Origin of the sequence: Pontibacter fetidus (assembly GCF_010119545.1) — a bacterium.
Taxonomy (GTDB): domain Bacteria; phylum Bacteroidota; class Bacteroidia; order Cytophagales; family Hymenobacteraceae; genus Pontibacter; species Pontibacter fetidus.
In genome coordinates, this window is record NZ_JAAEAA010000011.1 from 91,730 (window position 1) to 103,093 (window position 11,364).

Sequence of the window (11,364 nt, forward strand, 5' to 3'; positions counted from 1 at the left end):
CTCCCGCCAAAAGACAATTACCTGCACATTTATACGTTTCGGATACAGGCAATAGTTGTGCAATGCTGAAATGTAAAACCTGTACGCAGGTAAGCCTTTAAGCGATAGTTAGTACCTATAAGCAACTATAGCTGCTGCGTTCACAATAAATTCATCACTTTTTTCTGTACAATTCGTTAGAAACGTTATTTTTGGAATACAGAACCCTTTACATCTATTCCGCACCACATGAAAATCTTAGCCATCGGGCGTAATTACGCCGACCATATAGCTGAACTGAAGAACGAAGTACCCGACGAACCTGTCATCTTTTTTAAACCCGACACAGCCATACTTCGCAACAACGAGCCTTTTTATTACCCGGAGTATAGCAACGACATCCATCATGAAGTGGAGCTTATACTTCGTATTTGCCGCGAAGGAAAGAACATCGAGAAAAAGTTTGCGCATAAATACTACGATGCCATTGGGTTGGGTATAGATTTTACCGCCCGCGACCTGCAAAGCAAAGCCAAAGCAAAAGGCCTGCCCTGGACGCTGGCTAAAGGCTTTAACGGATCGGCCCCGGTTTCCGAGTTTATCCCTTTAAACCAGTTCCCAGACCTGAAGAACATCAACTTTAAACTGGATGTGAACGGCGAGACAAAGCAGAAAGGAAACTCACAGCTGATGATGAACGACTTCGACGACATCATTGCTTACATTTCCCGTTTTATTACGCTTAAAACAGGCGACATTATATTTACAGGTACCCCGGAAGGCGTAGGCCCGGTTAAAATTGGCGACAGATTAGAAGGCTATGTTGAAGACAGAAAACTGCTTGATTTTGAAGTTAAATAAAATATTTCCGCTTTTTATACTTGCCGTACTTAGCACCCTGGACCTGGCAGCCCAGTATAACCCGCCTTACACCCCTACGCCCGGTTATTTCCTGTTCCCGATTAAGCCCGGCGAGCGAAATTACCTTTCGGGGAGTATGGGCGAGATACGTTCCAACCACTTCCATGGCGGTTTGGATATTAAAACCGACCAGCGCGAAGGCCTGAATGTGTATGCGGCTGCCGATGGGTATATTTCCAGGGTAAAGCAATCTACGTATGGGTATGGCAACATTATTTACATTACACACCCAAACGGGCTGACGACTACTTATGCGCATTTGCAAAAGTTTGGCGACCCATTGGGCACGCATATCCTGCAAAAACAATACGAGAAGCAGACCTTTGAGCTGGAGTTATTCTTTGATAAGGACCAGTTTCCGGTAAAACGTGGCGATATTATTGGCTTATCCGGTAACACAGGCGGCTCGGGTGGCCCGCATTTGCACTTTGAAATTCGTGATGCCCAGGACAGGCTGTATAACCCGCTGAAGTATAAGTTTGCTGAGATTATTGATACCACACCACCGGATATCTTCAGCCTGGGCATATTGCCGCTTAACATTCATGCGCGCATCAATAATGTATTCGATAGGGCCGAGTACAGGACTAAAAAAGTAGGTACCAACTATAGCATAGCCGATACGGTTTTTGCCAATGGCCTGATCGGGTTAGAGATACAGACAACTGACCGCTATGATGGAACAACAAACCAAAATGGCACCCAGGAAGTAACGCTGTATGTCAACGACAAACCGATCTATAACCACGAGATTGAGCAGGTGCCGTTTGAGTTGTCGCGGCAGGTATCGCAGCACATTAACTATTATATGTATAAGCGCAATGGCCGTACCTTCCAGAAAGCATTTGTAGACTATGGCAACGACCTGCCGCTTTACAAAGCCAATGGAAAACAAGGCCGCTTTAATGTGCATCCGGACTCTACATACCAGGTAAAGCTGGTTGCCAAGGATACTTATAATAATGCCACCACGCTCAGCTTTATAGTGAAAGGCCAGAAACCGGTGTTTACCCAAACACTTGCCAAAGCAGTAAAAAAGCCGGATATGAACTATGAGATCATCGGCAACATACTGAAAGTAAGCGCAACCGATACCAGCAGCACCCCGCGCAATGTAGAGTTGTTTGTAAGTGGCAAGCTCTTCGACCTGGTGCCAAGCTATATGGCTAATTCTGCATCGGTAGCTTTGTATGATCTGCGTGCCGGTATGCCCGACTCGATAGGTTTTTGTAATGTAGGTAAGAGCTTTACCTATGAAAAAATGATTCCGCCGGGTGTGGATGTCAACTATAAAAACGACTACCTGAGCATTGATTTTGGCAAAGAATCGCTTTACGACACACTATACTTAAACACAAGCAAAAATAGCGACGTGGTAACCATCGGTGATTTTTATACCCCGCTGCACAAAGCCATAAACGTAACTATAAAAGTAGACACCACAGGTATAGATCTGTCTAAAGCAGCAGTATACTTCCTGGGTTTAGGCAACGGACGCGGTTTTACAGGTGGAAAATGGAATGGAAACGCCATTACGTTCAGCACTAAAAACATGGGTAAGTTTAAAGTAATGCAGGATACTAAAGCCCCAACTATAAAACTGCTCGGTAAAAGTCCTGCCCAGATCCGGTTCAAGATCGGCGATGATCTGTCAGGGATACAGTCGTTTAATGCATGGGTAAACGGCCAGTGGATACTGATGAAATATGAGCACAAAGAGGCGCTGATTTACTCTGAAAAACTCGATAAAAGTGTACCTTTGTCAGGTGAAGTGATTCTGAAGGTAAAAGACATTGCCGGAAACGAAGCCATTTACACTACCAAAATCTGACAAAGGACCGTTTGATAAAGGACAAAAGACTATTTCAGGAAAAATGAGAGGTCCTTTGGCTTTTGTCACAAAGTCTAAATATCAAAATTAACTATGACACTGAACATCGGCGATAAGGCCCCGGAGTTTGAAGGCAAAGACCAGAACGGAAATACGGTTAAGCTGAGCGACTACCGCGGCAAGAAAGTGATCTTATACTTTTACCCGAAAGACGATACCAGTGGCTGTACTGCCCAGGCCTGCAACCTCCGCGACAACTATAGCGACCTGCAAAAAGAAGGCTACGAAGTAATTGGCGTAAGTATAGACAGCGAAAAATCGCATCAGAAGTTTATCAGTAAGTATGAGCTGCCCTTTACACTGATAGCCGACACTGAGAAACAGATAGTAGAGCAGTACGGCGTGTGGCAGGAAAAATCGATGTACGGCCGGAAGTATATGGGCACGATGCGCTATACTTTCGTGATCGACGAAAACGGGGTGATACAGGATATCATCACCAAAGTAAAGACCGCCGACCACACCGGGCAGATTCTGAAGTAAACCTAACGGGCGCAGCTACTCCAAAAGTGGCTGCGCTTTTTTGTATCTTTGAACAGCATAACCTGCCCTGAACTATAGTTTATAGTTAGAGCGGAAAGCAACAATAAAACAATTTATCAATCAACCATTAATACCGTGAATCCACACAACAAAAGCATTGAAGAGCTGAAGGACATTGCAGCACAGGTACGTCGCGACATCGTGCGCATGGTGCATGCTGTAAACTCCGGCCACCCGGGCGGTTCGCTTGGCTGTACCGATTATTTCGTGTCGCTATACTTTAAAGTGATGAACTACAGCCCGAAGTTTAACATGGATGGCCAGGGCGAAGACCTGTTCTTTTTATCTAACGGGCACATTTCCCCGGTTTGGTACAGCACGCTGGCACGTGCTGGTTTCTTTGATGTAAAAGAGCTGGCAACATTCCGCAAACTGAACTCCAGGTTACAGGGCCACCCGGCTACAGAAGAAGGTCTGGAAGGTATACGCGTGGCGTCAGGTTCACTAGGCCAGGGTTTATCGGTAGCTACTGGTGCTGCACAGGTTAAAAAACTGAACAAGGATAACAGCCTGGTGTATGTGCTGATGGGTGATGGTGAAGTGGAAGAAGGCCAGGTTTGGGAAGCTGCCATGTATGCCGCGCACCACAAAGTAGATAACCTGATCGCAACTATAGATCTAAACGGTCAGCAGATTGATGGCTCTACGGAAGAAGTAATGGGCCTTGGTGATTTGCGTAAGAAATTTGAAGCGTTTGGCTGGCACGTGCTGGAGGCTAATGGAAATCAATTCGAGACTTTATTGCCTGCCCTGGACGAAGCAAAAGCTGCTACTGGCAAAGGTAAGCCGGTTATGTTACTGATGCATACGGAAATGGGCTATGGTGTTGACTTTATGATGGGGTCGCACAAATGGCATGGCGTAGCACCAAACGACGAGCAGCTGGAAATTGCCCTGCAGCAGCTGATGGTAAAACACGCATCGGATTACTAAGCTATAGTTTTCAGGTATACATTCAGTTCTATACTTCGTGCGGTTATGGCATTCTGGTTTAAAAGGGTAGGGGTAGTAATGTTATTGCTGATTTTGGCAATAGCTGGCCCCGCCGTTGCCCAGGATAAAAAGCCGAAGCCTAAAACACGCATCCTGTTTCTGCTGGATGCCTCTGGTAGTATGATGGCCAAATGGGAGAACAGCGACCGCATGAGCGTAGCTAAAAACCTGCTGGCTGAACTGGTAGATTCACTGGACCGCTTCGAGAATGTAGAAGTAGCTTTACGGGCCTACGGGCACCAGCACGGCCGCGAACGCAACGACTGCAAGGATACCAAGCTGGAAGTACCGTTTGCGGAAAATAATGCTGCAAATGTTAAAACAAAGCTGGATCAGATCATCCCACGTGGCAACACACCGATAACGTACTCGCTGGAGCAAACCGCAAAGGATTTTCCGGATGACCCGCGGGCACGTAACGTGGTGATTCTGATAACGGATGGTATCGAGTCTTGTAACGGCGACCCATGTGCGGTATCGCTTGCCTTGCAGAGGAAGCGTATCTTTTTACGTCCTTTTGTAATTGGGATTGGCATTGATGCGGAGTACGAGAAACAGCTCAACTGTATTGGCCAGTATTTTAATGCTGCCGATGTAAAAACGTTTGAGAACGTGCTCACCGAGATCGTAACCCAAACCCTGAGCGAAACAACGGTTAGCGTAGAACTGCAGGATGAAAATGGACGCCCGATAGAAACCAACGTGAACATGACTTTCCTGAACTCCCTGACAGGGTTGCCTGAGTATAACTTTGTGCATTACCTGAACGATAAAGGCAAGCCCGACATGCTGGAAATTGATGCGCTAATGCCTTACGACCTGGTAGTGAACACCACTCCGGTTGTGGTTGATCGCAACATAACTATAAAACCGGGCAGGCATAACGTCATCAAAGTAAAAGCGCCGCAGGGTATTTTATACTTGCGCCAGGATGGGCCATCGCCGTACGGCCAGCTACAAACTATAGTCAGGGCACAAGGTGAAATGCGAACCCTGAACGTGCAAACCTTTGGCGAGAAGCATAAATACCTGGTGGGTACCTACGACCTGGAAGTGCTAAGCATGCCGCGCGTTTATCTTAAGGATGTAGAACTGAAACAAGGACAGACCAAAACCATAACTATACCTGTACCCGGCCAGCTGGCTATTACATCGCAGATGCAGGGCTATGGCAGTATCTATATGTTGGATGATAACGGTGAACAACGCTGGCTCTGCAACATACCTGAAAATAATAGCAAAGTAACAGTACCCTTGCAACCCGGAAAATATAAACTGGTGTATCGCATGAAAACGGCGCAGTCGAGTAAGTTTACCGATGTGCAGAATTTTGAGATACGGTCCGGGGCAACTACAAACGTAAAGATTTTTAACAGATAATAAGCAGGTTAAACTATAAAGTATAGCCAACAACTTCTGACCTTTAAGAGATAACAGTATACAATGAAAGATTTTCCATACACAGAGAAAAAAGACACACGTTCTGGCTTTGGAGCTGGTTTGCTGGAACTTGGCCGCACCAACCCAAATGTAGTTGGCCTGTGCGCCGACCTTACCGGTTCGCTTAAAATGGATGCCTTCCAGAAAGAGTTTCCGGAGCGTTTCTTCCAGGTAGGTATAGCCGAAGCCAACATGATCGGCCTTGCTGCCGGTATGACCATTGGCGGTAAAATTCCGTTTACAGGTACGTTTGCTAACTTCTCTACAGGTCGCGTGTACGATCAGATCCGTCAGTCTGTAGCTTACTCTGGCAAAAACGTGAAAATATGCGCTTCGCATGCTGGCTTGACATTGGGTGAAGACGGTGCCACGCACCAGATTCTGGAAGACCTGGGTATGATGCGCATGCTGCCACACATGACCGTAATCAACCCTTGCGACTATAACCAGACCAAAGCAGCAACTATAGCTATTGCGGATCACGAAGGCCCGGTTTACCTGCGTTTCGGCCGTCCAGTTATTCCTAACTTTACCCCAGCAGACCAGAAATTCGAAATAGGAAAAGCCCTGATGCTGAACGAAGGTACCGATGTAAGTATATTCGCGACAGGCCACCTGGTTTGGAAGGCTATACTTGCTGGTCACATTCTGGCAGAAAAAGGTATCAACGCGGAGATCATCAACATCCATACTATAAAACCAATCGACGCAGAAGCTATACTTAAATCAGCTGCTAAAACGGGTTGCGTGGTAACTGCCGAAGAGCACAACCGCTTTGGTGGTCTAGGTGATGCCGTAGCACAAGTGCTTATCTCTAACTCACCTGTTCCTCAGGAGTATGTGGCTGTAAATGATACCTTCGGTGAGTCGGGTACACCAGACCAACTGATGGAAAAGTATGGCCTGACGGAGAATGACATTGTAGCTGCCGTAGAGCGCGCTATCAGCAGAAAAAATAAATAGGTTAGCGATAATCTGACTATATTTAACAGGCTGTACTTTAAAAGTGCAGCCTGTTCTGTTTTAAAAAGAATCACCGCCACACTGTACAGTGGAAGACAAAGAAATATTAGAGAAGTTCGCTAACCCTGACAGCCGAAACCTGGCTTTTAACCAACTTGTGCGCAAGTACCAGCAGAAAATATACTGGCACATCCGCAAGATGGTAATCGACCATGAAGACGCCGACGACCTTACCCAGGAAGTGTTCCTGAAAGTATGGAAGAACCTGGAAAATTTCAGGCAGGATGCGCAGCTTTATACCTGGCTCTACCGTATTGCCACCAACGAGTGCCTTACCTTCCTGTCAAGCAAAAAACGCAAGTTCTTTTTACCTATAAATGATGTTGCCGCCGAGTTGGCCGAAAAAATAGATTCATCTGCCGATATCTCCGGCGACGAGATACAACTCAAACTACAGAAAGCCTTACTGAAACTGCCTGACAAGCAACGACTGGTATTTAACATGAAGTATTACGACGAACTGAAGTATGAAGAAATATCAGAGATTCTGGGTACGTCGGTAGGCGCGTTAAAGGCATCGTATCACCTGGCCGTAAAAAAAATTGAAGAATTTCTGAAGCAGGATTAAACTATTGGAGGTTAACGCTATCTAACCCTTAGAAATGAACAACAAGCATAAAAATATTACCCTTAACGACCTGCCAAAGCACAATGTGTACCAGGTACCCGAAGATTACTTCGACAGGCTGCCGATGCGCATTATGGAACGGACCGCCACTGAGCCACAACAGCAATGGTTGCCGGTAAAACTATGGCAGCAGTTGCAGATAGCTATAGCGCCTTTTGTATTGCTGTTACTTTTTGTGGGCGTGTTTTATGTAAGTTTAAAATCACAACCAGAGCAACAGGCAATTAACCTGGCCGCTGTAAATGATTCTGAAATTGTAGATTACCTGAGTGCCTACGCTACTCTGGAAAGCGCTGACCTTGCCGAACTTAATGCGATACAACAGCAGGAGCTACCTTCTGAGTTTTTGAATGTAAGCTCTAAAGCTGCTGAAGAAGAACTTGAATATTATCACCTACGAGATACTGATTACTAATTCACCCATACCATGAAGCGTTTTATTTTCTTACTGTTTTTCTGTGCGCTGACTTTTGCGGCAAACTCCGCTTTTGCCCAGGATAACCTGTCATCGCAGGAGCGCCGCGAGCGTGTAGAGTCTGCTAAGATTGCTTACCTGACCGATAAAATGGACCTGACCACAGAGCAGTCTCAGAAATTCTGGCCGATTTATAACGAATATGAAACGAAGCGCCGTGAGCTCTTAAAATCGTACCGAAGTGGTTACAGACAGGATGTTGATGAACTTTCTGAACAGGAAGCCAAAGCCCGCATTGAAGGTATGTTTAACACCCGCGAAAGAGAATTAGCGTTGGAGCAGGAATACGCAGCAAAATACGTTCGTGTAATTTCTAATAAGCAGTTGATCAAACTATACCGTGCCGAACGCGATTTTACTAAAATGTTACTTAAGCGCCTGGATAATAACCGCGCATCCAGATAAAGATTTTTTGGCTAAGTTGAATGGCATTGGGCGTCGCTTACGAGCGATGCCTTTTGTTTTTATAATAGTATCTTAAATCTCTTATGTCATTTCGAGCGCAGTCGAGAAATCTTATTTGTCTTATAGTTGAGATTTCTACTTCCTCAAACCAAGCTACCCTTACATACTTCCTGTAATCCTAGGAGCTTTATCCACCTACAGTTTCATTTTATACTTTGGTGCCCTCACGGCGGGGGTAGGGGCCCTCTTTAAGGGAGACCCCGTCCCGAATCAAGTCCGGGATCTGGGATCTTTGGGCATCGCGCGGTGTACATTTCTTTTTCTCGTTCCTCGAAATGCCTCACGGCACCAGAAATCTACAAGGCGCTCAGCTCAAAGATTGTGATCTTTCTGCTATTGACCGCTAAACTATAGTTTGAACCGGAAAGCTTCGACTTTGATCATAGCTATACTTCCGTAGGGACAGGTCGCGACCTGTCCCTGGATAGGCTGTGACTATAAAGCTATCCTTTCAATTATACTAATAGCAGAAAAACTCCCTCTCCTGTTTTTAGGAGAGGGCTGGGGTGAGGTGAAATGGCAACTATGAAACTACAAACCTAACTATAGCTATAGCAAAAATTCCCCTCTTGAGGGGGAAGGGGTGTGTTATAGCAAAGGCTTAACGCATCTTCTCACAAGATCCTTCCAGGATGACATATAAAGTGGTAAGCAAAGCTCCCCTCCTTAGACAAGTCACAGATCCCGGACTTGTTCCGGGAGAGGGCAAGGGTGGTTGGATAACACGAACTATAAAACAAAAAGCTCTCCCATCAACCAAATGACAGAAGAGCTTTTGTAGCTTTTTAAAACTATATAAACCTTACGAAACGCTGCTTTGCATACTTCTCAACCTAATGCGGGTCAAAATCTTCTTCGTATACAACGGGAAGTCACCTTTCATCATCCAGTCGTAGTAGGTTGGTTCTTTTTGCAGCACTTCTTCAACTATAGCGTTCTTGTGTTTGCCAAAGTTAAATACCTCCTGGCCGGCATTATTATAAGTTATCCTTCCGGCAAGGTCAGCGGTCTTCTGAAACGTAAACTTGTGCAGCTGTGCTATGTCGTTCTGTACAGGATACTCTTCAATGCCTTCTGTTATCTCAATTGGAGTATTCTGGTAACGGTCCAGCTGGGCCATTAAAATATGGTAGGTTGCAACCGTATCGGCTTCGGCACTGTGGGCGTTTTCCAGGGTTTTGTCGCAGTAGTATTTGTAAGCGGCAGATAAGGTGCGTTGCTCCATCATATGGAATATGCGGCAAGCATCTACTACATGGCGGTTGTCCAGGTCGAAGTCTATGCTGGCACGCAGAAATTCCTCGGCCAGCAACGGAATATCGAACCTGATCAGGTTATAGCCACCCAAGTCGCAACCCTTCATGAACTGGTCAAGGTTTTTGGCAACTTGTGCAAACGTAGGACAGTCCTTCACGTCCTCATCGTAGATCTTGTGTATCAGACTCGACTCCAGTGGTATCGGAATGGTCGGGTTGATCTTGCGGGTTTTCAGGATCTCTTCGCCGTCAGGCATTACTTTCAGCACACTTATTTCAACAATGCGGTCTTTGCTGATGTCGGTGCCTGTGGTTTCAAGGTCGAAAAATACGATAGGGCGTTTCAGGTTCAGTTTCATAAAGTTATGCTTTCAGAACCGCCTGAGTCAGCGCCTCCATGTTGATGTTGTTATAGTTGCCAGAGCTCATTAAAAGCAGGTTCGCATTCTGCCAGCTATAGTTTAGCAGGTGCTGCTGTAGTGCTTCGGAGTCGGTAAATACTTTCAGGTTAGGGTTTTTGAAAGCTGCTTTCAGCTCATCCTCCGAGAGCATCTCCATACGCTTGTGCTCTATCGTTTTCGGGTTAAAGTAAACGATGGCTTCATCAGCTTTATCAAGTGCACCGGCATACTGCGGTATAAAATTCTTGTTCAGGCTGCTGAAAGTGTGCAGTTCTAATGCAGCTACCAGTTGGCGTTGCGGATACTGGGCTTTTACGGCTTCGGTAGTTGCTTTTACTTTTGATGGCGCATGAGCAAAATCACGGAAAATAACAGTCGTATCCGTTTCGCCCATTTTCTCCAGTCGCTTGGCGGCACCTTTAAACGTTTTCAGCGCTGCGTAAAAATCGTGCGCTTTCACGCCTATCTTCTTACACACTTCCTTAGCCGCGTTAATATTGCGCAGGTTATGCTCCCCGAACAGCTGAATTTCTATATCGCCGTCCTTCTTCGTGTGCAGTATAGTTTTACCATTCTTTATAGTATGGTCGTGCACGCCATAACCCACATAGTTTATATCAGCAGGGTTACGAGGTACGGCTACCAGTTGTACCTGTTCATCGTCCTGGTTATAGATAAGCGTTCCGGCTTTTGGCGTCATTTCAGCAAAAATGCGGAACTGGTCGCGGTACATCTCCGGATCCGGGAACACGTTGATATGGTCCCAGCTGATGCCGCTGATCACAGCAATGTGGTGATGATACAGGTGGAACTTCGGAACGCGTTTGATCGGGTCAGAAAGGTATTCGTCGCCTTCTATAATGATGATCGGGGCATCTTCGGTCAGTTTTACCATGCGGTTAAAACCCTCGATCTGAGCGCCAACAGCGTAATCAAACTTGCGGCCTATCGTTTTAAGCACATGCATGATGATAGACGTGATAGACGTTTTGCCGTGGCTGCCACCAATTACTATGCGCTGTTTGTCTTTGCTCTGCTCGTAAATAAACTCCGGGAAAGAGTAGATAGGCAAACCCAGTTCCTGTGCTTTTAATAGTTCAGGATTATCAGGGCGAGCATGCATACCCAGAATAACGGCATCTATAGTTTGGTCCAGTTTCTCGGGAAACCAGCCTTCCTGGGCAGGCAGTAAGCCAGCTGCAGACAGCCTGCTTTTAGCAGGTTCAAAAATCTCGTCGTCTGATCCTGTAACATTTAACCCCTTGTCGTGCAGAGCCAGCGCCAGGTTGTGCATGATGCTTCCGCCAGTAGCAATCAGGTGGATGCGTTGTAATTCCTTCTTCTCCATA

At 46.0% G+C, this 11,364-nt stretch carries 11 protein-coding genes; 9 read left to right on the top strand and 2 right to left on the bottom strand.

Annotated features, from left to right (window positions below; translation table 11 throughout):
• The first annotated feature begins 228 nt into the window (after nt 1–228).
• The 9 genes from GWO68_RS10125 to GWO68_RS10165 all read left to right on the top strand — a co-directional run bounded on the left by GWO68_RS10125 (nt 229) and on the right by GWO68_RS10165 (nt 8,298).
• Complete coding sequence (locus GWO68_RS10125; protein ID WP_162346322.1) at nt 229–840, top strand: fumarylacetoacetate hydrolase family protein; 612 nt, start codon at nt 229–231, stop codon at nt 838–840.
• Nucleotides 827–2,731 carry a M23 family metallopeptidase gene (locus GWO68_RS17940; protein ID WP_317164512.1) on the top strand — a complete coding sequence of 635 codons (1,905 nt, stop codon included), beginning with the start codon at nt 827–829 and terminating at the stop codon, nt 2,729–2,731. The genes GWO68_RS10125 and GWO68_RS17940 overlap by 14 nt, the downstream gene beginning before the upstream one ends.
• 93 nt (nt 2,732–2,824) lie before the next feature.
• The gene (gene bcp / locus GWO68_RS10135; protein WP_162346324.1) at nt 2,825–3,274 is read left to right on the top strand and encodes a thioredoxin-dependent thiol peroxidase; all 450 of its coding nucleotides are present in this window, start codon (nt 2,825–2,827) and stop codon (nt 3,272–3,274) included.
• Nucleotides 3,275–3,409: 135 nt separating this feature from the next.
• Nucleotides 3,410–4,267, top strand: a complete 858-nt coding sequence (locus tag GWO68_RS10140; RefSeq protein WP_162346325.1) for a transketolase — start codon at nt 3,410–3,412, stop codon at nt 4,265–4,267.
• A 45-nt stretch (nt 4,268–4,312) separates the two neighbouring features.
• A complete protein-coding gene (locus GWO68_RS10145; protein ID WP_162346326.1) occupies nt 4,313–5,707 on the top strand; it encodes a vWA domain-containing protein in 1,395 nt (464 codons plus the stop codon).
• A gap of 63 nt (nt 5,708–5,770) precedes the next feature.
• A complete protein-coding gene (locus GWO68_RS10150; RefSeq protein WP_162346327.1) occupies nt 5,771–6,730 on the top strand; it encodes a transketolase family protein in 960 nt (319 codons plus the stop codon).
• 88 nt (nt 6,731–6,818) lie between these two features.
• Nucleotides 6,819–7,358 (top strand): RNA polymerase sigma factor, encoded by a 540-nt coding sequence (locus GWO68_RS10155; protein ID WP_162346328.1) that lies wholly within the window; start codon nt 6,819–6,821, stop codon nt 7,356–7,358.
• Nucleotides 7,359–7,392: 34 nt separating this feature from the next.
• Nucleotides 7,393–7,833 carry a hypothetical protein gene (locus tag GWO68_RS10160; RefSeq protein WP_162346329.1) on the top strand — a complete coding sequence of 147 codons (441 nt, stop codon included), beginning with the start codon at nt 7,393–7,395 and terminating at the stop codon, nt 7,831–7,833.
• A 12-nt stretch (nt 7,834–7,845) separates the two neighbouring features.
• Entirely contained in the window at nt 7,846–8,298 is a 453-nt protein-coding gene (locus tag GWO68_RS10165; RefSeq protein WP_162346330.1) for a hypothetical protein, read from the top strand.
• Between the two features lie 862 nt (nt 8,299–9,160).
• Here the strand turns inward: GWO68_RS10165 and GWO68_RS10170 are convergent.
• Both GWO68_RS10170 and GWO68_RS10175 read right to left on the bottom strand, forming a co-directional pair.
• Nucleotides 9,161–9,973 carry a 3'-5' exonuclease gene (locus tag GWO68_RS10170; protein ID WP_162346331.1) on the bottom strand — a complete coding sequence of 271 codons (813 nt, stop codon included), beginning with the start codon at nt 9,971–9,973 and terminating at the stop codon, nt 9,161–9,163.
• A 4-nt stretch (nt 9,974–9,977) separates the two neighbouring features.
• A complete protein-coding gene (locus tag GWO68_RS10175) occupies nt 9,978–11,363 on the bottom strand; it encodes a UDP-N-acetylmuramate--L-alanine ligase (protein ID WP_162346332.1) in 1,386 nt (461 codons plus the stop codon).
• Nucleotide 11,364 lies beyond the last annotated feature (1 nt).

Bases quoted from the DNA above. Each gene is read 5' to 3' on its own strand.
- GWO68_RS10150 (WP_162346327.1), top strand. From the start codon at position 5,771: ATGAAAGATTTTCCATACACAGAGAAAAAAGACACACGTTCTGGCTTT.
- GWO68_RS10125 (WP_162346322.1), top strand. From the start codon at position 229: ATGAAAATCTTAGCCATCGGGCGTAATTACGCCGACCATATAGCTGAA.
- GWO68_RS10165 (WP_162346330.1), top strand. From the start codon at position 7,846: ATGAAGCGTTTTATTTTCTTACTGTTTTTCTGTGCGCTGACTTTTGCG.
- GWO68_RS10170 (WP_162346331.1), bottom strand. From the start codon at position 9,973: ATGAAACTGAACCTGAAACGCCCTATCGTATTTTTCGACCTTGAAACC.
- GWO68_RS10145 (WP_162346326.1), top strand. From the start codon at position 4,313: ATGGCATTCTGGTTTAAAAGGGTAGGGGTAGTAATGTTATTGCTGATT.
- GWO68_RS10160 (WP_162346329.1), top strand. From the start codon at position 7,393: ATGAACAACAAGCATAAAAATATTACCCTTAACGACCTGCCAAAGCAC.
- bcp (WP_162346324.1), top strand. From the start codon at position 2,825: ATGACACTGAACATCGGCGATAAGGCCCCGGAGTTTGAAGGCAAAGAC.
- GWO68_RS10175 (WP_162346332.1), bottom strand. From the start codon at position 11,363: ATGGAGAAGAAGGAATTACAACGCATCCACCTGATTGCTACTGGCGGA.